This is a genomic window from Methylocystis sp. Se48 (assembly GCF_056269425.1).
Genome location: NZ_CM149850.1, coordinates 2699004 through 2721402, shown reverse-complemented (window position 1 = coordinate 2721402; position 22399 = coordinate 2699004). Strand labels below are relative to the sequence as shown.

Annotated in this window: 16 protein-coding genes, 1 pseudogene and 1 riboswitch; of the genes and pseudogenes, 9 read left to right on the top strand and 8 right to left on the bottom strand. The window is 60.6% G+C overall.

The features are described from left to right. Window position 1: 1 nt before the first annotated feature. The 3 genes from ACV959_RS13290 to trbB are packed head-to-tail and all read right to left on the bottom strand — an operon-like array spanning window position 2 to window position 1555. A complete protein-coding gene (locus tag ACV959_RS13290) occupies window positions 2–286 on the bottom strand; it encodes a VirB3 family type IV secretion system protein (protein ID WP_475737059.1) in 285 nt (94 codons plus the stop codon). After that, on the bottom strand, window positions 286–624 hold the full coding sequence (locus ACV959_RS13285; RefSeq protein WP_475737058.1) for a TrbC/VirB2 family type IV secretion system protein: 339 nt from the start codon (window positions 622–624) through the stop codon (window positions 286–288). Before ACV959_RS13285 ends, ACV959_RS13290 begins: the two co-directional genes overlap by 1 nt. Next, window positions 617–1555, bottom strand: a complete 939-nt coding sequence (gene trbB, locus ACV959_RS13280; protein WP_475739667.1) for a P-type conjugative transfer ATPase TrbB — start codon at window positions 1553–1555, stop codon at window positions 617–619. Before trbB ends, ACV959_RS13285 begins: the two co-directional genes overlap by 8 nt. A gap of 1125 nt (window positions 1556–2680) precedes the next feature. Then, window positions 2681–2743: riboswitch (Fluoride riboswitch) on the top strand. A gap of 91 nt (window positions 2744–2834) precedes the next feature. On the opposite strand from trbB, the gene ACV959_RS13275 reads away from it, so the two are divergent. The 9 genes and pseudogenes from ACV959_RS13275 (at window position 2835) to ACV959_RS13235 (ending at window position 13835) form a co-directional block, all read left to right on the top strand. Continuing rightward, window positions 2835–4418: an MFS transporter gene (locus ACV959_RS13275; RefSeq protein ID WP_475737057.1), complete on the top strand. Its 1584-nt coding sequence runs from the start codon at window positions 2835–2837 to the stop codon at window positions 4416–4418. Continuing rightward, a complete protein-coding gene (locus ACV959_RS13270) occupies window positions 4418–6001 on the top strand; it encodes an efflux transporter outer membrane subunit (RefSeq protein WP_475737056.1) in 1584 nt (527 codons plus the stop codon). The genes ACV959_RS13275 and ACV959_RS13270 overlap by 1 nt, the downstream gene beginning before the upstream one ends. A gap of 8 nt (window positions 6002–6009) precedes the next feature. Further along, a complete protein-coding gene (locus tag ACV959_RS13265; protein WP_475739666.1) occupies window positions 6010–7233 on the top strand; it encodes an HlyD family secretion protein in 1224 nt (407 codons plus the stop codon). Between the two features lie 58 nt (window positions 7234–7291). Next, window positions 7292–8371, top strand: a complete 1080-nt coding sequence (locus ACV959_RS13260) for a bile acid:sodium symporter family protein (RefSeq protein ID WP_475737055.1) — start codon at window positions 7292–7294, stop codon at window positions 8369–8371. A gap of 36 nt (window positions 8372–8407) precedes the next feature. Beyond that, window positions 8408–8845, top strand: a complete 438-nt coding sequence (locus ACV959_RS13255) for an EamA family transporter (RefSeq protein WP_475737054.1) — start codon at window positions 8408–8410, stop codon at window positions 8843–8845. Window positions 8846–8851: 6 nt separating this feature from the next. Further along, the gene (locus tag ACV959_RS13250; protein ID WP_475737053.1) at window positions 8852–9616 is read left to right on the top strand and encodes a sulfite exporter TauE/SafE family protein; all 765 of its coding nucleotides are present in this window, start codon (window positions 8852–8854) and stop codon (window positions 9614–9616) included. 38 nt (window positions 9617–9654) lie between these two features. Then, the gene (locus ACV959_RS13245) at window positions 9655–10881 is read left to right on the top strand and encodes a cation:proton antiporter (protein WP_475737052.1); all 1227 of its coding nucleotides are present in this window, start codon (window positions 9655–9657) and stop codon (window positions 10879–10881) included. Window positions 10882–10900: 19 nt separating this feature from the next. Next, window positions 10901–12171 (top strand): annotated as a pseudogene (eno, locus tag ACV959_RS13240) (phosphopyruvate hydratase). A gap of 38 nt (window positions 12172–12209) precedes the next feature. Next, the gene (locus tag ACV959_RS13235) at window positions 12210–13835 is read left to right on the top strand and encodes a formylmethanofuran dehydrogenase subunit A (RefSeq protein ID WP_475737051.1); all 1626 of its coding nucleotides are present in this window, start codon (window positions 12210–12212) and stop codon (window positions 13833–13835) included. A gap of 18 nt (window positions 13836–13853) precedes the next feature. On the opposite strand, the gene mgtA is transcribed toward ACV959_RS13235, so the two are convergent. The 5 genes from mgtA to ACV959_RS13210 form a co-directional block, all read right to left on the bottom strand. Further along, window positions 13854–16571, bottom strand: coding sequence for a magnesium-translocating P-type ATPase (gene mgtA, locus ACV959_RS13230; RefSeq protein ID WP_475737050.1), 2718 nt, complete (start codon window positions 16569–16571; stop codon window positions 13854–13856). Window positions 16572–17023: 452 nt separating this feature from the next. Then, window positions 17024–17854, bottom strand: coding sequence for a sulfite exporter TauE/SafE family protein (locus ACV959_RS13225; protein ID WP_475739665.1), 831 nt, complete (start codon window positions 17852–17854; stop codon window positions 17024–17026). A gap of 140 nt (window positions 17855–17994) precedes the next feature. Beyond that, window positions 17995–18432: a ribbon-helix-helix protein, CopG family gene (locus ACV959_RS13220; RefSeq protein ID WP_475737049.1), complete on the bottom strand. Its 438-nt coding sequence runs from the start codon at window positions 18430–18432 to the stop codon at window positions 17995–17997. A 9-nt stretch (window positions 18433–18441) separates the two neighbouring features. Continuing rightward, window positions 18442–20436, bottom strand: coding sequence for a conjugal transfer protein TraG (locus ACV959_RS13215; protein ID WP_475737048.1), 1995 nt, complete (start codon window positions 20434–20436; stop codon window positions 18442–18444). A 149-nt stretch (window positions 20437–20585) separates the two neighbouring features. Further along, window positions 20586–22322 carry a relaxase/mobilization nuclease domain-containing protein gene (locus tag ACV959_RS13210; protein ID WP_475737047.1) on the bottom strand — a complete coding sequence of 579 codons (1737 nt, stop codon included), beginning with the start codon at window positions 22320–22322 and terminating at the stop codon, window positions 20586–20588. Window positions 22323–22399 lie beyond the last annotated feature (77 nt).

The following is a 22399-nucleotide window of genomic DNA, read 5'->3' as shown; positions in this document are numbered from 1 at the left end:
CTCACACCCCGAAATGCGCCGGGTAGCGCAAATGCCGGCGGACGACTTCAACGAAGTCGGGGTCGCGCTTGGCTGCCCAGACCGCCGCGAACTGCGCGACGACCCAGAAGGCCAGGCCGGCGAGCCAGAGACGCAGGCCAAGGCCGAGCGCCGCGGCCAGCGTGCCGTTCAGGATGGCGATCGAGCGCGGCGCCCCGCCGAGGAAGATCGGTTCGGTGAGCGCCCGGCGGACGGGAACGCGGAAGCCCGCGACGGCGCCGTCGATGGCAAGAGTCTCGTTCTCCATCAGATCAGCGCCCCGCCGCCGAAAGAGAAGAAGGACAGAAAGAAGCTCGAGGCGGCGAAGGCGATCGACAGGCCGAAGACGATCTGCACCAGCCGCCGAAAGCCGCCCGCCGTGTCGCCGAAGGCCAGCGTCAGGCCGGTCGTGATGATGATGATCACCGCGATGATCTTGGCGACCGGGCCCTCGATCGATTGCAGGATCTGCTGGAGCGGCTGCTCCCAGGGCATGTTGGAGCCGGCGGCGAGGGCAGGCGTCGAAAGCGCGGCGGCCGAAACACCGAGCGGAAGTCGAAGGCAAATACGAGCGCGCAATCGATTGCGGATCGGAAACCTATTCATGTGTGTCTCCAAGTGTGATGCCGGTGAGGTCGGCGAGCGCATAGTCGCCATATGCGTCGAGGCCCTGGACGGCGGCGAGTTCGATCAGCCGCCGCTCCGTTCCGCGGCCGGCGAGGACCACGATGATCTGGATCGTCTCGGCGATCAGCGCGCGCGGGACAGTGACGACGGCTTCCTGGATGAGCTGTTCGAGACGGCGCAGCGCGCCAATCGCTGATCCAGCGTGAACGGTGCCGACGCCGCCCGGATGTCCGGTTCCCCAGGCTTTGAGTAGATCGAGCGCCTCGGCACCGCGCACTTCGCCGATGGGGATGCGATCGGGTCGAAGACGGAGTGACGAACGAACCAGATCCGAGAGCGAGGCGACGCCGTCCTTGGTGCGCAGCGAGACAAGATTCGGCGCGGCGCATTGCAGTTCGCGCGTGTCTTCGATCAGGACGATGCGGTCGGAGGTCTTCGCGATCTCGGCGAGCAAGGCGTTGGCAAGTGTTGTCTTGCCGGTGGATGTGCCGCCGGCGACGAGGATGTTCCTGCGTTCAGCGACCGAGGCGCGAAGAATAGCCGCCTGATCTTTCGTCATGACGCCAGCCGCGACGTAATCGTCGATCGAGAACACCGCGACCGCGGGCTTGCGGATGGCGAAGGCTGGAGCATAAACGACCGGCGGCAGGACCCCTTCAAAGCGCTCGCCGGTTTCCGGCAGCTCCGCCGAGACGCGCGGCGCGCCGGCATGCACCTCGGCGCCGACATGGTGCGCGACGAGCCGGATGATCCTCTCGCCGTCTTCCGCCGAAAGTCGCACGCCCGTATCCTCGAGCCCGCTCGTCAGACGATCGAGCCAAAGCCGTCCGTCGGGATTGAGCATGATCTCGACGACGCTCGCATCGTCGAGCCAGCTCGCAATCTCTGCGCCGAGCGCCGTGCGCAACATGCGTGCGCTGCGCGATAGCGCTTCAGCGTTGTCGTTTTGAGAGCGCACATCAGTCCCCAGTCTCCGCCGAACCGAAGGTGGTTCAGAGTCGGGGTTGATTAAAAAAGGCCGGAATCGACGCAGTGCAACAAGTCAGTCGAAGGCGTAGGGCTTTGGCGTGCAATGACAGGGGATTGGCAGGGGGCTTACCGCTATGCCTCTCACAAAAAGGGGGACGTCCCAAAAAGAATCCTGCCGACGCTTGGTTCGATCGCGGTTTCGACAACCCGTCCGCGCGCGGCGCGTTGGCGCCTTTGGGAAACTGCCAGACGCTGGGTGTTCTGAGGATGAGGCGCGCATGATAGAGATCCACGTAGTTTGAGCGACAATTGAAGTAGCTCTTTGATTGACGCCAACAACGCGGAAGAAGATATCTTCGACTGATGGGAAAATGAGCGTCCTGGAATTGCTCAGGCCGCAACATTTTTCTGCGTCTCGGCGTGATTGGGATTGTCGGCGTCTGCGGGACCTTCCTGTTCAGGGAACGCCGATCGTGCTTAATCTCAGTGTGGGACGCTTCCGATGCTTCAGCGACGGTACAGACCTTCGCGGAAATGCCTGCCTCCGATCTGAGCCAAATCTAGCCCGGAGATCGGCGATGAGGTCGCCAAGTTTGGCGTTGTTACTCGGGGGTCTTCAAACGCCTGCTTTGTCTCATCCGACGAGGTCTAGCTCCTCATAGCCGCCAGTACCGCTTCTCTCGCGCCGAGCCATATTCGGCCGCTGATACCTGAGCAAGCATTCAACTCTTCTTGCTGGAGGCATTCAGACCGTCGACACACCTATCTCGAATTTAGATGCTGGCGGGGCTAAGTGCGCTGACGTGCAAGTCGCTAATAAGCGCGAGTGCCGCCGTTGATCGGCAGATAAGCGTTGCCGGGCCTGCTTAATGCGCTGTGCTCGGGCAAACTGGAGGGGTTATCTAGATCTTAACCGTGACGCCTTTTTGCTCGGGACAACGGTCTAGTTTGTTTCCGAGTCCTCAATCTCGACGACGCCCGCGTCCCGATCAGTAGTCTGACTACGGAGCGGCGCGGAGATTCGCCAGTCAAGATGATTGACAAGGATACTTCCCTGCGGCTTATAAAATGGAAAGGCGATGGAGTTCGCCTTGTAACCGCCCTTGGGGCTGATGACTCCTGCTTGCGCATGCACGCTAGGAGTCCGCTCTGAATAAGCCCCTGTTTCCCCTCCGATTACGCCTGAAATGGCGCTACTCTCGCTCAGATTGGGCGGGAACATGACGGCCGTTGAGCAAGACCGGCTGACCGGCTGGCGATTCGTCCTCTTCAATGCCGCGCTCGCTGGCGGCAACGTGATCGCCCTCTCGAATGTGCCCGGCTATACGGTCCTGGCCCCTTACGCGGCCGGCAGCCTCCAAGGCGTCACGCCCAGTTTCGGCACCTGGGCGACGACCGACCACATGATGGGGATTGTGCTCGGCCTGCCTTTCGCCCGCTGGCTGTCGGCGCGGTATGGCGACTACCGGGTTTATGTCGCCGCCTTCATCGCCTATGCGATTTTTTCCCTGGCTTGCGCCTGGAGCGAAACCATCTGGTTCTTCGTGCCGGCGCGCTTCCTGCTGGGACTGGCGGGCGGGGTGCTTCTCCCCATCGGCCAGGGCCTCGTCCTAAATGAACTCCCCGAGAAATACCGCACCTACGGGGTCGCCTGGTGGGGCGTGCTCAGCATGGCCCCTTTCACCCTTGGCGTCTTCATGGGTGGCTTCTGGGCGGAGTATTTCAACTGGCGGATGCTGTTTTATTCAAATGTGATTTTTGGCTTGCTCATTGCCGGAGTTATTGGCGCTCTGCTTTATGGCCGCCCTTACAGCCGGCGCATCACGCGTTTCGACACCGTCGGCGTGCTGTTGATCGCCGTCACCCTGGTCGGGATCCAAACTATCTTTAATCAGGGCAACGACTTCGACTGGCTCGGGTCAACATTTCTGACAATCGTCCTGATCGCCGTCGTCATCACTCTCCCGACATTCATCATCTGGGAGTTGGGTGAGCGGCGCCCCGTTCTGGACATTCGCCTCTTCGCTCATCGCAACTACGCCGTCGCGACTTTTTGCTCCGTCGTCGGCTTCCTCTTCATTCAGGGCATGCTGTCGGTCTTTGTCGGACAGCTTCAGTTGCTGCTCGGCTACACTTCGTCAGGCGCTGGGGTCGTCTATCTTACCATGGCCCTGCTCGCCGTGCCTCTCGTCTCCGTAGTGCACTTGCTCGTCCGCCACATTGATTTACGCCTCTTCGCCAGCCTGAATTTCCTCGGCTTCTCGGTGACCATGACTTGGCTGGGCCTGTTCGATAAGCCGGCGTCGTTCGACCAGATCACTGTGCCGATGACTTTCTTCGGCTTCTTCCTGGCGACGTTCTTCGCACCCCCAGCGGCCATCGCGGTCCAAGGTCTTGCGGGCTCGCAACTGATCCGCGCCGCAGAGGAGCTTGCGATGTTGCGCACAGCCGCCGGCGCCTATGGCATCACCCTGCAAGGGGTCATGCAGTTCCGCCGAACGCCTTTCCACCAACTGGACCTCGCTGATCAACTCGGCGGCAGGCGTTTCCCGTCGCTCGACCTTCTCCCGCAGCTTTTGGACAAGCTGCAAGCGTTGGGCATGAGCGAATCCGTCGCGCGGGCGCAGGTTTCTCGCCTGATCCGCCAGCAAGCGCTGCTTATGGGACTCAACGACGCTTTCCTCACCGGGGCGCTAGCCTTCTCTGGCCTTGCGATTTTGGTTTGGTTGGCAAAACCCAAGGCGCCGTCGCCGAAACCAAGCTTAAAGCTTCTCCGCGCTGAAGAACTGATGGAAGAGCCCTGATGCTCTGTCGCAACGCAAATGGGCAAAGCATGATCCGCCGCTTACACAGGTCCATCCCTGTAGCAGCGGCGGTCGCGTCGTTGGGCGGCTGCATGCCCACGGCGCAGGAACAACGCGCCGAATTCATGGAGCCGCCGCCGATGAAGCGAACGATCGCGGCGTCGGGCGTGAAGAGCGTTAGCTCCGAAAACGGCTGGCCGACGGTGCAATGGTGGAAATCCTTCCGTAGCGCTGACCTCGACCGCATCATGGAGAAATGCCTGCGGGACAATCAAGGCTTGAGAAAAGCCGCCGACACCCTGAAAGACGCCGAGGCGGCGGTCGACATCGCAGGCTCGCGCCTGACGCCCTATGTCGAGGCCGATCTCTCCTACAAGCAGTATCGCTACGCCGAGCATGGCGTCGCCGCGGGACTCAATCCGCTGCAGGGAGGAAAACAAAAATCCACCGCCTTCCTCAATCCGATTTCCGCCAAATGGGAGCTGGACTTCTGGGGCAAGAACCGCGCCTTGCTCGACGCCGCCATCGGCGACGCGCTGGCGCAGGCGGGCGAACTCGAACAAACTCGCTTATTGCTGACGACGAGCGTCGCGCGCGCCTATCTGCGCGGCTATATCCTGGCGGAGCAACTCAAGCTCGCCAAAGAGTTGACGGGCATGCGCCGCGAGCTGCGCCAGCTCGCCGAAACGCGCTACCAAACCGGCATCGAAATCCTTGACGTCGTCCAAATCGCGCGGAGCAACGAAGAGGCGGCGGTTCGCCGCGAGGCCTCGCTGACGGCGGCGATCGAGATTCAGGAAAACGCGCTCGCGCGCCTGATGGGCGAGGGGCCCGACGTGGCGCGTGGCCTCTTCGCCAGAAGGCAAAGCGTCGCGCCGGCGCCGCCCGCTCTTCCAAGGGAACTCCCGATCGAATTGCTCGCCCACCGTCCGGACCTCATGGCGTCGCTGCGCCGCGCCGAAGCCTGGGCGGATCGCATTCATGCCGCCAAGGCCCTATTCCTGCCCTCGATTGACCTTTCGGTCTCGGCGGGGCTTGAGGCTTCCGTCAGCTCCACCCAATTCGCCAAGCTCGGCGGCTACCTCTTCAACCCCGGCGCCATGGTCTACAGCGTCACGCCGGGGTTGCATCTGCCGATCTTTCAGGGTGGCAAGCTCACCGGCAATCTCGAAACCCAGCGCGCTGATTACGACCAGGCGGTCGATACTTACAATGAGACGCTGCTCACCGCCGCGCAGCAGGTCGCGGACGCACTCGCCACCCTGAAGCGGGCCAAGGCGGAGTACGAGTCGCAAGGGCGCTTCATCAAGGCGCGCCGCGCTGCTGTTCAGCTTGCCCGCATCCGGCTTCAGGGCGGCCTGCAAGATCGGCGGGAATTCGCACAGCTATACGCCGACACGCTGGACGCTGTCTTCATCCAGCGCGGCATTGAAGGCGACAGACTGATAGCAACGGTAGATCTCATGCAGGCTCTGGGTGGCGGTTACGACGCAGGCCCCCAAGCTTATGAGCCGAGACCGGCGCCCGAGACCGATCCGATTACGGCGGTGGTTGACGTTGTTCAATCACTGGGGGGAGGCTGATTTTGACCGTGGAACAGACGAGCGTGCCGCTCGCCCGAAAGAAGATTCGCGCTCGCCGAAATTTCCTGCTCAAGGCTTTGGCCGTGGGCGTCGCTGTCGGCGTGTTGGCGGCCGCCTTCCGCTATCTGACCTATGATCGCGACTGGGTGACCACGGACAATGCGTTTGTCAGCGGCAATATTATTCCGGTGCAGGCGGATGCGACGGGCGTCGTCGCAAAGGTTCTTGCCGAAGAAACCCAGCTCGTTAAAAAAGGCGAGGTGCTCGTCGAACTTGACGAACAGCGCGCCCGGGCCGCGCTCGGCCAAGCTGAGGCAGAACTCGCCCGCGCGGTGCGAAACGTTGGCGCGCTCTTCGCCAACCGACGGCAGATCTGCCAGAAAATAACGGCTCGCGCCGCCGTTCGCGAACGAACGATCCATGATCTTGCGCGCTACAAAAAGGCGGCGACAAGCGGCGCGGCCTCCGGCCAGATGCTACAGAATGCCGAAGATACGCTAGCTGCGCAGGAGGCCGATCTCCGGGAAGCCCGTGCAGAATATCAGGCGATGGAGTCACGACTTGGCGGCGTGACGCCAACAACGCACCCGGATGTCGAATTCGCAAAGGCGCGCTTCGACGACGCTTATATCGAATTCTTGCGACAAAGCATTCGCGCGCCAGCCACTGGCTATGTCGCGAAGCGGCGCGTCCAGGTCGGACAGCGCGTGCGGCCTGGCGACCAGATCATGAATATCGTGCCCCTCGACCATCTCTGGGTCGAGGCTAATTTGTGGGAGAACCGCATGGCTCGGATAAGACCCGGCCAGCCGGCGATCATAAAAGTTGATCTCTACGGATCAAGCGTAACTTTCAGTGGAACGGTGGAAGGCCTCGTGCCAGGCTCGGGCAGCGTCTTCGCCACCTTGCCGCCAGATAACGCCACCGGCAATTTCATCCGCATAGTGCAGCGCGTACCAGTGCGTATCGCCATCGACCCGGAAGAACTCAAAAGGACGCCCCTACGCCCGGGTCTCTCGACGGTTACGTCCATAAATGTCAGCGCCGAAGGAAAGCCGATGAACGCCTCCGTCGTCAAAACATCGGCGGGCGAATATTCGACTGGGGTTTTTGACAAGGACCTCGTAGAGGCAATGGCGCGAGCCGACGAAATCGTCAAGAAGAACATTGTCCGCGTTCCCGGGGAACTGGATCAAAGTTGTGCGTTGGGCCACGAAGTGAGCGCGCGTTGAGTGACGAACATTCTGGCCGCGGCAGTGAATAGCATGCTTCTCTGAAAGGGTCCCCGAAATGACAATGGGAAACGGCAACTGGGCGAGTGCGGCGGTGCACTTCCTCCACAAATATTTCATCTGGATTATCGTCTTTTCCTATTTCGCAGCGGCGATCACGCCCCATTTCGGACTCTGGCTGCGTCGAGTGGATTTGGGGAGTATGTCGACACCACTCGGGGACGTTAAACTAAATTTCCCGCCGATTTTGCTCGCCGCGCTCTTGTTCAACGCTGGCCTCGGCGTCTCTCTAAAGCAGCTTCGGAACGCCAAGCCAAAGGCTCGGATAATTTTTGCAGGGCTTTTCGGAAACCTTGCGGCCCCTTTGTCCATGATCCTCGCGATTAGCGCGACGATGACGATGTGGCATAACCCCGAGGAGGTCCAGCAGTTGTTGGTTGGTCTTGCGCTCGTCGCGGCAATGCCGATTGCCGGCGCCTCCACAGCGTGGGCTCAAAACGCAAGTGGCGATCTCGTCATCAGTCTAGGATTGGTTCTCCTGACGACAGCGCTCAGCCCACTGACCACGCCGATCATCCTTCACGCCGTTGGCTTCCTCACGACGGGCGATTATTCGGAAGATTTGCACGAGCTGGCATCTGGTGAAGCCGCTTCTTTTCTCGGAGTTTGGGTGATTACGCCCTCGCTGTTAGGCATAGCGCAGCGCGAACTCATAGGCGACCAGCGATTTTCTCTGATCCTTCCGTATCTGAAGCTCGTCAATTTCTTTGTCCTCTTCCTGCTAAATTATTCCAATGCGACATTAGTGCTGCCAGACGTGGTTGCGGCGCCGGACGCCGATTTCCTCGTCATCGTGGCCCTTATCGTCGGCTTGCTTTGCATTGCAGGGTTCGGGAGCGGACTTATCCTCTCGCGCTTTCTCAAGACGAACCGTTCCGATGCTGCGTCCTTGATGTTTGGCTTGGGGATGAACAACAACGGTTCCGGCCTCGTCCTTGCCTCTGTTTCACTAGCGGATCATCCTCAGGTAATGCTGCCGATTATTTTTTATAATCTCGTGCAGCACCTCTTCGCTTCAGTAGTCGATCTCAGCTTGCCCCGCATTATGCGACACCGCCATGCGGAAGTCAGGGAATGACACCGCACGGGGCCTTCTAGAACGCAGGAAGAGCACATGGGTCTTTATCTCGGTTCGTGGCAATTCTGGGCGCTTTTGTCCGCAGTATTTGCTGCACTCACTGCGATCTTCGCAAAAATCGGCGTCGAGAACGTCAATTCAGACTTCGCGACGTTTGTCCGCACGATCGTGATTCTGTGCGCGCTTGCAGCGTTTCTGACTGCGACGGAGCAGTGGCAGGCCCCTCATTCGATCTCTCGACGCACCTATCTCTTCCTTTTCCTGTCAGGGTTGGCGACCGGCGGGTCTTGGGTTTGTTACTTCCGAGCATTGAAACTGGGTAACGTCGGGCAGGTCGCCCCGATCGACAAGTTGAGCGTCGTTCTAGTCGCGATATTCGGCGCCGTCGTACTGGGAGAACATTTGACGCCTCGTCACTGGTTTGGCGTTGCTCTCATCGCAGTCGGTGCGATTTTTGTCGCTTACCAAGGCTGAAGCGCGATGCCGCCGATCGACTCCATCGCACAATACATCGGTGAACCAGATAATGTCTTGCGATGGCTCGCGATCTCGTCGGTCTCTGTCTTTGCAGGGACGGTCGGCGGCACCATTGGTTTCGGGAGCGCCGTGATTCTGGCGCCGGTCCTGTCTTTCGCGGTTGGCGCCGCCCAAACAGTGCCGATACTGACGATCGCCGCGCTTATCGGCAACCTCTCCCGTGTCTTGTTTTCGTGGCGTGAAACAGATTGGCGCGCCGTGGCGGTATACGCCTCGGGTGCGGTTCCCTGTGCGGTTCTGGGCTCGATGATATTTGTTTCAATCAACGCTTCCTGGGTCACTCGCGCGCTCGGCCTCTTCATCCTGATGACGATCCCAGCATCGCGTTTTCTTGCCAGCGCGGGGATGAAAGTTAAACTCTGGCATCTGCTCCCTATTGGTGCGGCAATGGGTCTATTGTCGGGGGTGGTCGGGACCGTTGGTCCTGTCAACGCGCCTTTTTTTGTCGCATACGGCCTCGTACGTGGGGCTTATCTCGCCACGGAAGCAATGGGCGCCGTGTTGGTCCATTTGACCAAGTCACTGGTCTACGGGCGCTTTGCCGCGATCGAACCAACGTCTCTGACTTCGGGGATTGCTGTCGGCGCAGGGCTCCTGTGCGGGTCGTATCTCGGCAAAAAGATCGTCAATCGCATCGACGCGAAGACGTTTCGCACTCTTATCGAATCCATGCTCGTTGTGGCCGGCATGCTGATGTTGCTCGGGTGATGTGCTGACATGTCAAATAACCTAGGGAGGGAAGCAAAATGGCGGGAATTTGGGGACAAGTAGCATTTGTATTCGCGCTGGCGCTTATCGCCAGCGTGATCGCGCATCGATACCGGCTCTCAACCGCTTTGGTGGAGATCATCGTCGGAATGGTCGCCGGCTCATTGCTGGCGACATTAGGCGAATATTCGGTCTTTGGCGTGCAAGAGCCCTGGGTGAAGGCTTTCGCAGGGATCGGAGCGATATTCCTGACGTTCCTTGCCGGCGCGGAACTCGACCCCGACGTGTTTAGAATGAAGTGGAAGGAGGCGGCGGCTATCGGAGTTGCGAGCTTTCTGCTGCCAGCTGTAGGGTGTTGGGCTGCCGCCCACTATCTCCTTGGCTGGGACAGCTCGGCCGCGCTTCTGGCGGGCATTGCCCTGGCCGCGACGTCTGTCGCCGTCGTTTACACGGTGATGATGGAATACGGCTTCAACCGGGTTGAGTTCGGTAAGACGATCCTCGCGGCTTGTTTCATCACCGACCTTGGAACCGTGATTACGCTCGGCCTTGTCTTCGCGCCCTTTACCTGGAAGACGCTGCTTTTCGCGGTAACCCTTGCCGGCGCCTTTGTTGGCCTCCCAAAAATCACGCCGCGCGCTTACGCGATTTTCGGCGGCAAGCCTTCTGAATTCGAGTCCAAATTCCTGCTCTTCTGCCTGATGGGCCTTGGCGCGCTCGCCGTCTGGGCCGGCAGTGAGGCTGTCCTCCCAGCCTATCTGATTGGGATGGCGCTTGCCGGGAGCGTGGGACGGGATGCCGCTCTGGTCAAGCGCCTACGCGCTATCACGATTGGACTGCTGACGCCGTTTTACTTCATTCGCGCCGGCTATTTCGTGTCGATCCCGACGGTGCTTATGGCTCCCTTTGGCGTCGCCGCGTTTATTCTTGTCGAGATGATCACGAAGATCGTCAGCGTCTACCCGGTGGCGAGGGCGTTCAACGCGCCACACAAGGACGCCATGTATACAACCTTGCTCATGGCGTCGGGCCTCACCTTCGGAACCATATCTGCGCTTTTCGGGCTTTCCAACAAGATCATCGATGACGCGCAATATTCGACCCTTGTCGCCGCGATCATTGGTACAGCAGTGCTTCCGACGCTCATCGCCAACAAGTTCTACCTGCCGCGCCATCTTCTTCCCAAGGACGAAGCGATCTTGCACACGCCTGCTCATGAGGCGGAGGTCGACAAGGCCCTGGAAGATTCTGAAGTGCGGTCGTAACCGAGAAGGAGCCAGTCTGATGGCAAAAATTGAAGCGGTGCGTGCGCTAGAGATCCTCGACTCGCGAGGCAATCCCACAGTCAGGGTGAGCGTGACCCTGGACAACGGGGTCGTTGCGACAGCCTCGGTGCCGTCGGGCGCTTCGACAGGCGAACATGAAGCGGTCGAACTCAGGGACGGCGAAGCACGCTACGGCGGCAAGGGGGTGATGAAAGCCGTAAAAAACGTCAATGAGACGATCGCTCCCGAGATCAAGGAGCTGGATCCGACCCACCAGGCCGAAATCGACTCACGGATGTTGCAGCTCGATGGAACGCCCAACAAGGCGAAACTGGGCGCGAATGCGATCCTCGGCGTTTCGATGGCAGTCGCCCGCGCCGCCGCCCAAGCGTCAGCCTTGCCGCTATATGCCTACCTCGGCGGAGCCGGCGCGAGACGTCTTCCGGTCCCCATGATGAATATCATTAATGGCGGCAAGCACGCCCACAACTCGGTGGACTTCCAAGAATTCATGGTCATGCCGATTGGCGCGCCGAGTTTCTCTGAAGCGCTTCGTTTCGGAACCGAGACATTTCACGCTCTCGCACAAATTCTGGCCTCGAAGGGCTATTCAACAGCGCGGTTGGTGACGAAGGTGGATTTGCGCCGAACCTCGAAAGCAATGAGCAAGCATGTGAGGTGATCGTCGAAGCTATTCACGCCGCGGGCTACGAGCCAGGAAAAGACATTGCGATCGCGCTCGATCCGGCCGCGAGTTCATTCTGGGACGGGAAAGCTTACGACCTATCTAAATCAGGACTGGGGCGGAAAACCACGGAGGAGATGATCGGGCTCTACCAGACCTGGATTGACTCCTATCCTATCGTCTCGATCGAGGACGGGCTCGACGAAAATGACTGGGCGGGGTTCGCGCGACAGACAGAATCCCAAGGGGACCGCATCCAGATTGTTGGCGACGACGTATTCGTGACTAACCCTGCCTTCATCGCGCGGGGGATAGGCGAAGGCGCGGCCAATGCGGTGCTGATCAAGCTCAATCAGATCGGCACCGTTACCGAGACCATTGAAGCCATCGCGTTGTGCCGCGAAGCCGGCTGGGGTTTCGTCATTTCTCACCGCTCCGGCGAGACGGAAGATGCCTTCATCGCAGACTTCGCCGTCGCCATGGGGGGCGGACAGATTAAGACAGGATCGGCCTGTCGCAGCGAGCGCATCGCCAAATATAATCGTCTGCTCGAGATCGAGGTTGAACTCGGGGCTTGCTCCACATTCAAATCGCCATTCGGCTAGGGGCCTGGCTATTAGGGCCGCCGCTATAGGAGATCGTGATGCTCACATGCTTGCGTGGAGGCCACGTCATCGACCCGGTCAACGGTATCGACGGCGTAGGCGACATCTGGTTTGATGGCGGCCGGATCGTCGAGAAGCCGCTTCACGATCAGGCTGAGCAGGTGTTCGACGTTTCCGGTCATGTCGTTATGGCGGGCGGCATCGACCCGCATTCGCATATCGCGGGCAGCGGGGTGAGCACAGCGAGGCTATTGCTGCCGGAAGCCCATGCCGCACACGCGCGCCGGCCCCTTGGAACGCCGCTCTCTAATGCCGGGTGGACCGCTTTCGAGACCGGGCGCCTGTATGCTCAGCTCGGTTACACAACTGTGATTGAACCGGCAATCTTGCCGCATCACGCTTTGCACGCGCATTTAGAGCTCGCGGACATTCCGATCATCGATAAGGGCTTCCTGACCCTTCTCGGTAATGACGACTTTCTGCTCGACGCCCTGCGTGCTCGTGAGAGCGATCGCGCGATCGGGGATTACGTCGGCGCGACGCTCGCCGCTACCCGCGCCATTGGGATCAAATGCGCCAATCCCGGTGGCGTCTGCGCCTGCAAGCAAAATCTAAGATCGTTCTCTCTGGATGACGAAGTCCCGGAATATGGGGTTACCGCGCGCGAGATTTTTGCTCGATTGCAGCGCGGCGTGGCGGAGACAGGCATACCTCATCCGCTACATCTGCATATGAGCAATCTCGGGCTTGCCGGGAACATTGCGACGGCGCTCGAGACTATTGACGCCGCGGAGGGCGTTCCTTTGCATCTCGCTCACGCCCAGTTCTATGCATATGGGAAGGAGGGAAAAAATGGCTTCTCCTCCGCGGCGGCCTTGCTGGCCGAAAAGGTCAATCAGAATAGGAACGTTACGATCGACGTCGGTCAGGTGATGTTCGCGGAAACCGTCACAATTTCCACGGATGTCATGAAGCAACTCAACAGCCTGCCGAGCGGAAGGCCGAAGAAGGGGGTGATTTTCGATGGCGACGCCAATGGTCTCGGCGTGGTTCCCTATGCCTATCGAATCTCGGATTTTTACAACGCCCTTCAGTGGGCTGCGGGACTAGAGCTCTTCTTGCTGACAACCGATCCGATGCAGGTGTTTTTTACAACCGATCATCCAAATGGCGCGCCTTTCACGACTTATCCGGAGGTTTTCGCCCTATTGATGAGCGCGGATCGGCGTGCCCAATGGATGTCGAGATTGCCTCCCGAGGTCTTGGAGATGACGACGCTCCCCTCCATCAAGCGGGAATATACGCTCTTTGAGATCGCGACAATGACGCGGGCTGCGCCGCGAAAGCTTTACGGCCTCAATGATCGAGGGGAGCTTGCCGCAGGCGCCGTCGCGGATATCTCTGTCTACAAGATGCAAGGGGATAAGGCGGCGATGTTCCGAAATGCTGCGTATCTTTTCAAAGACGGCCATCTTGTTGTCCGGGATGGCAAGGCGCTGAGTTACCCTCGGGGCAAGACGCTCTGCGTCAATCCCGATTACGACCCTGAAATGGACGAGCGGTTGGATGCTCATTACCAGCGCTCATACGGCTTGGCGCGCGCCATGTTTTGTGTGCCTGAAGACGCGCTTCCGGAGGGAACGATCATGCAAACGCCGCCTTGATCGGCCGCCGGACGTGCTTCAAAGGCCCCAGCGCCTTACGAACCAGACTTTCACCGACTGGGTTAAAGCCGCGTACACCGCCAGCGTGCCGGCAAGGATCGGCCAGTAAAGGGGCGGCAGCGGCGTGAATTTCAGCGCTTCCCCGATCGGCGTGTAGGGTAACGCGACGCCAATTGCGCTGATGATCAATGAAGTTGCGATAAGGGCGTTGCTTGCGCGGCTTTCGACGAAGGGGATTTTGGCGGTACGAATGATATGGATGATCAGGGTCTGTGACAGGAGCGATTCGACAAACCAGCCTGTCTGGAACAAGGCGGCGTTACTCCAGGCGTCGAAGACGTAAAGCATCACAAAAAAGGTCGAGTAGTCAAAAATCGAGCTGATAGGCCCGATGAAAATCATGAATTTGAAGAGGTTGCCAATCTCCCATCTCCGCGGCGCCGCGAGGTATTCCTCATCGACATCGTCGGTTGGAATCGCGGTCTGAGAAAAATCATAGAGAAGATTGTTGGTCAGGACCTGGATCGGCAACATGGGCAGGAACGGCACGAGCAAGCTCGCGCCCAGGACACTGAACATGCTACCGAAGTTCGAGCTGGCGCCCATCTTGATATATTTGACGATGTTGCCGAAAATCTTGCGCCCCTCGATGACGCCCTGCTGCAGGACGAGCAGGCTCTTTTCCAGCAAGATGATGTCGGCGGATTCTTTTGCGATATCGACGGCCGTATCGACGGAAATTCCCACATCTGCGGCCTTGAGCGCCAGGCTGTCATTAATCCCGTCACCTAGAAAGCCGACGACGTGGCCCTTTTGGTGAAGCGCTCTGACAATGCGCGCCTTCTGATCGGGAGAAAGCTTGGCAAAGATCGTCACGCCTTCGAGAAGTTCGGCGAGGCCCTCATCCGACAGCTTGTCGATTTCCGAGCCAAGCGCAATACGATCCGCTTCCAGGCCAACGTCACGGCAAATCTTCCGGGTGATAACCTCATTATCGCCAGTGAGGATTTTGATCTTCACCCCTGACGCCTTCAGAGCCGATAGTGCAGCACCCGTGCTTTCCTTTGCCGGATCCAGGAATGCGATAAACCCCAGGAGAGTGAGGTTGGTCTCGTCGCGGACCGAGTAATTTTTTGGAGCGTATAAAACACCCGTATATGCGACGGCGACGACGCGAAGTCCGTCTTCGTTGAGTTCGCGCGTTCGCTCGAGAATTTGGTTGCGTCGCCTTGCGTCGAGTTTGATAGCCTTGCCGTTTTGGTCGTAGAAAGCGCAACAAGAAAGCGTCTCTTCGACGGCGCCCTTGCAGACGAGTAAATGCGCGCCTGCGCTCGAAAGAAAGCCCCAGACCCTTTTAAAGAGCCGGGTGACGCCGTTTCCGTTGCCCTCTCCCTGGCCACGAGACAGCACAACCGATAGGCGCTTGCGGGAGAAATCGAAGGGAATCTCGTCGACGACCTGATAATCATGCCTCAAATGGACATTCTTACCCAGCTCGACATGCTCGAGGACCGCGACGTCGAGGAGGCTCTTCAGGCCGGATTGGTAATGGCTGTTGAGATAGGCATATTCAAGCACCCTTTCGTCAGTCTTCCCCTCGACATCGAGATGGAGACTCAGGGAAACATGGTTTTGCGTGAGCGTCCCGGTCTTGTCCGTGCAAAGAACATCCATGGCCCCGAAATTCTGAATGGCGTTGAGACGCTTCACAATGACGCGCTTTTCCGCCATGGCGACCGCGCCCTTCGCCAGATTGACCGTGACGATCATCGGCAAGAGTTCGGGCGTCAGCCCGACGGCGATCGCGAGCGCGAAGAGAAGGGCCTCGTCCCAATCCCCCTTTGTCAATCCATTGATCAGAAACACAGCCGGCGCCAGCGCCAGCATGAAATAAAGCATGAGCCGGATGAAGCGATTGACGCCTCTTTCGAAGCTTGTCAGCTGCCGCTTCGATACCACACGGCTTGCAAGCTGGCCGAAATAGGTCTTTGCGCCCGTATTCACGACCACGGCTGTGGCAAAGCCGCTCACCACGCTGCCGCCCATCAGACAAATGTTCGAGATGCTCAATAGCTCGCGGTTAGCCGCCGCATCCACTTGCGCGGATTTTTCGACGGGGATGGATTCCCCGGACAGAGCAGCCTGATCAACGAAGAGATCCTTTGCTTCGAGAAGACACAGATCCGCCGGGATGATGTCGCCCGCCGAGAGTCGCACAATGTCGCCGGGCGCCAATTCTTCCAGGGGGATCTCTTGGAAACCGTTCGGTTGAGACGCCTCTTCGGTCTGGAGCTCGCGGCGCCGAACGCTTGCCATGGTCTTAACGGCGCCGCGAAGCTTGGCCGCTGCTTCGTTCGAGCGATGCTCTTGGATGAACGCCATGCCGATGGCGAGCGCAACGATGATTGTGATCACAACCGACGAATGCATGTCACCCAACAGGTATGACGTCGCCGCAAGCGATAAGAGCAGAGCGTTTAAGGGGCCTTTGGCGCGAGACCACACCTCCTCCAACACACTGGGAATTCCCTCCCGCGCTACGGCGTTTGGTCCGGCTGAGAACAAACGCTTCTCTGCCTCGGCGCGGTCTAATCCGTTCCGCGAGGTTTGCAGCGAGGCGAGGAGGGCGTCATGATCGAGCCGGCTCGCGATCAAGATCCCCTCCGCTTGGAGGGGAGCTTCACTTTTGGGCGCGGACAGTATCGTGGGCGCCCATTGAAGATGCTTGAAGGACATGGGGCGAAAGAAGGAGCCTATGCGCATGTGGGTTACTGAGTGGACGTAGTGCCGATCGCGACGTGGTCGCCAATAGAAGCTTTGCCTGACCGCTCCGAGCAACCGTCGGCTAAGAAAGCGTGTTTGTCGACGGATGCCAAGCCCGAGTCCCGATTAACCGATTGAGGAAAGCCGAGATGAAGAGGATTTGCTTTGCCCTGCTATTAGCCGGCGCGACGCTGCTCCCGGCCCCGACGCTCGCCGGGGACGGATATCGCTGTTGCGATTGGAGGGGTGGCGTTTGGGGTGGGCGCAGAGCTTGGGATGGCGGCTACGGCTGGCGGGGCAGCGGTTACTACGTTCCGCCTTACGGATGGCCGGGTGGGCACGGCGGCGCCTGCTGGCGATGGTGGTACGGTCAATGGGTCTGGATTTGCTGAAAGAGATGGACCGGCTCGCTGGCGCAATCCGAGCTATTGGTGCCGCCAGACCTTCATTGCGGAAACAACGAGAATGGTCGCCAACAACGGCAAGAGCATGGAGCTCGGGAAGAAGCCCAGCATCTGCCCCCCGATAAAGCTCCCGGCGACGGATCCCGCCGCCATGGCGAGGACGAACTGGCGGTTTTTTCCAAGAACGGCAAAGCTTCTGTCGCCGCTGTAGCGCGTGAAGCCAACGACCATTGTCGGCAAACTCACGGCAAGAGAGAGGCTGCCAGCGAGCTTGATGTCGGCGCCGAAAAGCAGAACCAGCGTCGGGATGAGAAGCTCGCCGCCGGCTACCCCCAGAAGCGACGCGACGATGCCGATCGCGAAGCCAGCGACAACACCTGTAATCATCTGCGCGACACCCGTTAATGCGGGGGTCGCATCGGCCGCATGGTGACCGAACACCAAAGCGATGGCAATCACAAGGAGTAGGATTGCTATGATGCGATAGAGCTCCTTGTGGCTGAGTCGGGTTGCCCAGCCGGCCCCGAACCATGCGCCAAGAAGGCTACCGGCGAGCAGATTGACAATTGCAGGCCAGTTCTCTGCAACTACGCCAAAGGGGACAGAACCGGCTCTAAAAGGCAGTGCGAAAGCCACGACGATGAGGCTCATGGCCTTGTTGAGGATCACGGCCTCGAGGCCGGGAAAGGCGAAAAGGCCGATGAGCAGCGGCAGTCGGAATTCAGCTCCTCCGAGACCGATCAGACCGCCGAGTGCGCCAATGACGGCGCCGCCGCCAAAGGCCATTGCTAGGCTCGCCGCTTTTGACTTTTCGGTTTGGTTGTCGGGGCCGTGCACCGGCGCTCCTGTCATCATGGCAATCAGACTATGTCGCCACGAGCAAAGCCTGGGCCAAGTCATGCCAAATATGGTTGGGTGTTAGGCAAAGAGGCATGCGGAGCATTAGGAACTTTTAATCTTGGTTGGTTTTGCACGAGAGGGCCGTCGCAAGTTCATCCATCCGAGTTCTCGTCGATAACGGTTGACTGGACCTCCTCCGAGACCTCCTTCGCCAGTCGTTGCCCCCTAGCCAGCCTCCGTCCCAAAGCCTCGATGAAGCTCTCGTATCGCTCTCGCCCTTTGGCCTGCGCAGCCGCTTGCGCGCCCTCGGCAAAGGGCGGGGTCGCGGTGAGCCAGGCGCGGATATAGAGCGCCAGCGCTTCGACCGAGAATTCGAGGTCGCGCTCAACGCGGTCCACTGAGCGAGTGAGTTTGTCCAGCCGCCGCGTCAGCGCGGCTTCCCAGCGATCAGCGTCATCGGCTGTCAGAAAGGAAATGATCGCCGCCTCGGCGATCGACGATTTCGGCGCGCGCTCCTTCGCGGCGAGATTTTCCAGCCGCGCCATCATGTCGGCGTCGAGATAGACCGAGAGACGCTGTTTAGCCGCCATGGCTTTGCCTTACAACGCTATGCCGTCGTCCGGGTCGAGAGCGGCCTGGCGAGCGAGCGAACGGCCCTGACGGAGGAGAAGCCGGGCCTTGATCGCTTCTTCGTCATCCGACTCGTCGGCGGTGAGAGCTTCGATCGGTGGGGCCAGGGTGGATTCGATCGGCGCGATGTCCTCGTGCTCGGGGAGTTCTGGCTCGCGGCGGATGCCGCCATTGGCGGGATCTTCGTCGGATCCACCTTCGCGTTTGGGTAGCGGCAAGCCAGACCAATCGTCGGTCTCGCTGGCGCGGGCAGGGTTCACAGCCGATAGGCCATCGTCGACTACTTGGCCCTCCGGCGGCGGCAATATCCGCGCCTGCAACTGGCGGTCTTCGTAATAGCGCGCCTTCCTGGCGCGGATCGGCGGCAGGCCGGAGACGAGGATGATTTCGTCGGTCGGCGGCAGCTGCATCACTTCGCCGGGCGTCAGCAGCGCCCGCGCGGTTTCCTGGCGCGAGACCATCAGGTGGCCGAGCCAGGGGCTCAACCGATGGCCAGCATAGTTCTTCATTGCCCGCATTTCTGTTGCCGTGCCGAGGGCGTCGGAGACGCGCTTCGCCGTGCGTTCGTCATTGGTCGCAAAGCACACCCTGACATGGCAATTGTCGAGGATGGCGTTGTTCGGGCCATAGGCCTTCTCGATTTGGTTGAGCGACTGGGAGATGAGGAAGCTTTTGAGGCCGTAGCCGGCCATGAAGGCGAGCGCCGACTCGAAGAAGTCGAGCCGGCCCAGCGCCGGGAACTCGTCGAGTATGAGCAGCAGGCGGCGGCGCTGCTCCTTCGACTTCAGCTCCTCGGTCAGCCGCCGCCCGATCTGGTTCAGGATCAGGCGCACGAGCGGCTTGGTTCGGGAGATATCGGATGGCGGCACCACGAGATAGAGCGTCGCCGGCTTCTCGGCCGAGACAAGATCGGCGATGCGCCAGTCGCATTGGCGCGTCACCTTCGCGACGACAGGGTCTCGATAAAGGCCAAGGAAGGACATGGCGGTCGAGAGAACGCCGGAGCGCTCGTTCTCGGATTTGTTGAGAAGCTCGCGCGCGGTCGACGCCACTACGGGATGCGGGCCGGCGTCGCCAAGATGTTTCGTCGTCATCATGACGCGGAGCGTCGTCTCGATCGGGCGCCTGGGGTCGGAGAGGAAGTTGGCGACGCCGGCGAGCGTCTTGTCGGCTTCGGCGTAGAGGACATGGAGAATGGCGCCAACGAGGAGCGAGTGGCTGGTCTTCTCCCAATGATTGCGCCGTTCCAGCGCGCCTTCTGGATCGACGAGAATGTCGGCGACGTTCTGGACGTCCCGTACCTCGGCGGGCCCGCGCCGGACCTCAAGCAAGGGGTTATAGGCGGAGGACGCGGTGTTGGTCGGATCGAAGAGCAGCACGCGGCCAAAACGCGACCGCCAGCCGGCGGTGAGGGACCAGTTCTCGCCTTTGATGTCATGGACGATGACAGCGCCTGGCCAGGTAAGCAGCGTCGGAACGACAAGGCCGACGCCCTTGCCGGAGCGGGTGGGCGCGAAGCAGAGAACATGTTCTGGGCCATCATGGCGCAGATAACAGTCCTCCAACCTTCCCAGCACCACGCCGTCGGGTCCGAGCAGCTCCGCCGCTTCGGCTTCTTCCTGCGTCGCCCAGCGCGCCGAGCCATAGGTGACGACATTTTTCGCTTCGCGGGCGCGATGCACGGACATGGCGATGGCGGCGGCGATGGAGGCGAAGCCGCCCGAGGCGGCGATGACCGCGCCCTCGACGAACACATCCGGCGCATAGGCGTCGAAGTGATACCACCACCCGAAGAAGGCCGGAGGCGGATAGAGACGCCAGTCTCCGAGCATGATCCAGGGCGGACCCAGTTCCGGCTGATGCGCCAGCCGCCACGCGGTCCACTGGGTTGCGCCCCATGTGGTCGCGAGCACGATGGCGCAGACGACGAGGATCTGACCCCAGAGGATGCGGGTTGCGTACATGGGCGCCAGCTTGTGGGGGCGTCGCTCGCGCCCGCAAGACCAATTGATCAGGGGTCGCAGCCTGTCGCGCTACCGCGCGCAAATACCGGGAGACCTCAAGGACTGCGAGAGCTCGGAAATCCAGGCAGCACGCCTCAACGTCCCTCCGGCTACAGGCCGATCCCTTTCTTCCGGCCAAAGCTCCAATCCACGCCCCCAGGCGTCATTGCGCCCGACACCTGCCGGCCGAGTTCCTTTTCCAGCGACGGGGACCACGGGACGAGACTGAAGCCAAGTCCGTCGTCGATCATGGCGAAACGACCCGAAGCAAGAGTCACGCGCTGTCGATAGACGCCGGCGACGGTCTCGCCTTCGGCGGCGTCATGGCGTGGAAGGCCTGTCTGTGCCGCGAGCCGGGTGGAAGCTTCATTCAGCTCGCGCGAGCGAAGTGTGTCGAGAAGATCGCGGCCGAACACAAGGCGCTGGCCCTGGCGGCGGACCAGCCCTTCGGCGGCAAGATGGTCGGTGCGCACTTCCATGGCGTCCCGGACCTCGCGGCCGAATCCCGATTCCGATAGTGGCATAGGTTCCTTCGCGACGAGGCGTCGATCGAGCCAGGTCGCGCCCGTCGCGTTGATTTGCTCCTCGATCGAAAGATCGGATCGAACGGCGAGGACGAGAAGGGGCGTCCCGCCGTCGCGAGGAGGAAGTCGCCTGACCTCCACGATGGCGCCGGGGGCGGCGTCGCTGGTCGCGTCGAGATCTTTGAGCCGAATGTGATGCGCGCGGCCATCGACGCCGTCGATAATCGCAAAGGCCGAGCCCTTCAGTTCGTCGTCGAGACCCCGCGAGATGAGGCGGCCGATAATTGGCTCGCTGCGCGCGTCGCTATCCCAGACGAAGTCGGCGGTCGCCCGCTCGACGCCCCGCTCCCTCAGGCCGCGATGGATGCGCTTGATGATGTCGCCGCGTTCACCGAGCGCGCGCAGGACGCTCTCGGCGTCCTCGCCGATCATCCACTGGCCGGGGCCGAGCGGCGCGGCGAGCCCAAGTTTTTCGAGCTTGCGCGCGCGAGCGATCAGCGTTGAGCGTTCGACATCGTGCTCCTGACCGGTGTTCGGCCGAAAGTCGACGAGGCCATCCTGCTTGCGTGCTTCCAGCGCCAGCGCCTGATCGAGCGGGGTCCAGCGGTCGGCGTCGACCTGCCGCTCGAGCGCCTGATGGATCTCCTGCTCGCTGCGGGGCCCGAGCTCCAGGGTGACAAGCTGCTCGGCGCGGGCGCGAAGACCCCTGCTGATGTAGTCGCGGCTGATGACGAGATCGCCGCCGTCATCGCCTCGGCCGCGCACCAGGACGTGGATGTGGGGATGCTCGGTGTTCCAGTGGTCGATTGCCGCCCAGTCGAGTCTGGTCCCTAGATCACGCGCCATCTCGCTCATGAGGTCACGGGTGAAGGCGCGAAGGTCGGAAAGATCCTGGGCGTCATCTGGCGAGACGATAAACCGAAAATGATGACGGTCGCCCTGACATCGCCCCGCGAAGCTGCGGGCATCCGCCTCGTTGCCAGCGGCATCAAACATTCGCCCGGTCGCGCCGTCGCGGGTGACGCCTTCGCGTTGCAGATAGGAAAGATGCGCGGTGAGGGGCGCCGACTTCGGACCATGTCGAACGACGCGCGCCTTAATCACAACGCCGCGTGAATGGGAGGTCAGGCCGCGTAGCGCCGAGAGGCTCGCCGCCCGGCCGCGGCCGAAGGCGGCGCGCCCATTTCCGCGCGCGCCCGAACGATGCAGGCCGCCGGCCTTCTGCGTCGCGGCCAGCACGCGCGATACGAAGCTCCTCGTTCTTCCCGGCTTCGTCGAGCGGATGCGACCGGGCCGGATGCGAATGTCGTCGTCACGCGACATGGCGAAGCGTAGACGAGGTGGAAATTGACGCGTTGTTACAGAGGCTTGCTACGAGCGAGAGGCTCCGCATCGCAATC

What these genes read in the sequence shown, in the direction of transcription:
- ACV959_RS13275 (WP_475737057.1), top strand. Translation starts at nt 2,835, where the DNA reads ATGACGGCCGTTGAGCAAGACCGGCTGACCGGCTGGCGATTCGTCCTC.
- ACV959_RS13270 (WP_475737056.1), top strand. Translation starts at nt 4,418, where the DNA reads ATGCTCTGTCGCAACGCAAATGGGCAAAGCATGATCCGCCGCTTACAC.
- ACV959_RS13215 (WP_475737048.1), bottom strand. Translation starts at nt 20,436, where the DNA reads ATGTACGCAACCCGCATCCTCTGGGGTCAGATCCTCGTCGTCTGCGCC.
- ACV959_RS13250 (WP_475737053.1), top strand. Translation starts at nt 8,852, where the DNA reads ATGCCGCCGATCGACTCCATCGCACAATACATCGGTGAACCAGATAAT.
- ACV959_RS13245 (WP_475737052.1), top strand. Translation starts at nt 9,655, where the DNA reads ATGGCGGGAATTTGGGGACAAGTAGCATTTGTATTCGCGCTGGCGCTT.
- ACV959_RS13260 (WP_475737055.1), top strand. Translation starts at nt 7,292, where the DNA reads ATGACAATGGGAAACGGCAACTGGGCGAGTGCGGCGGTGCACTTCCTC.
- ACV959_RS13220 (WP_475737049.1), bottom strand. Translation starts at nt 18,432, where the DNA reads ATGGCGGCTAAACAGCGTCTCTCGGTCTATCTCGACGCCGACATGATG.
- ACV959_RS13225 (WP_475739665.1), bottom strand. Translation starts at nt 17,854, where the DNA reads ATGACAGGAGCGCCGGTGCACGGCCCCGACAACCAAACCGAAAAGTCA.
- ACV959_RS13235 (WP_475737051.1), top strand. Translation starts at nt 12,210, where the DNA reads ATGCTCACATGCTTGCGTGGAGGCCACGTCATCGACCCGGTCAACGGT.
- ACV959_RS13210 (WP_475737047.1), bottom strand. Translation starts at nt 22,322, where the DNA reads ATGTCGCGTGACGACGACATTCGCATCCGGCCCGGTCGCATCCGCTCG.
- mgtA (WP_475737050.1), bottom strand. Translation starts at nt 16,571, where the DNA reads ATGTCCTTCAAGCATCTTCAATGGGCGCCCACGATACTGTCCGCGCCC.
- ACV959_RS13285 (WP_475737058.1), bottom strand. Translation starts at nt 624, where the DNA reads ATGAATAGGTTTCCGATCCGCAATCGATTGCGCGCTCGTATTTGCCTT.
- ACV959_RS13255 (WP_475737054.1), top strand. Translation starts at nt 8,408, where the DNA reads ATGGGTCTTTATCTCGGTTCGTGGCAATTCTGGGCGCTTTTGTCCGCA.
- trbB (WP_475739667.1), bottom strand. Translation starts at nt 1,555, where the DNA reads ATGTTGCGCACGGCGCTCGGCGCAGAGATTGCGAGCTGGCTCGACGAT.
- ACV959_RS13290 (WP_475737059.1), bottom strand. Translation starts at nt 286, where the DNA reads ATGGAGAACGAGACTCTTGCCATCGACGGCGCCGTCGCGGGCTTCCGC.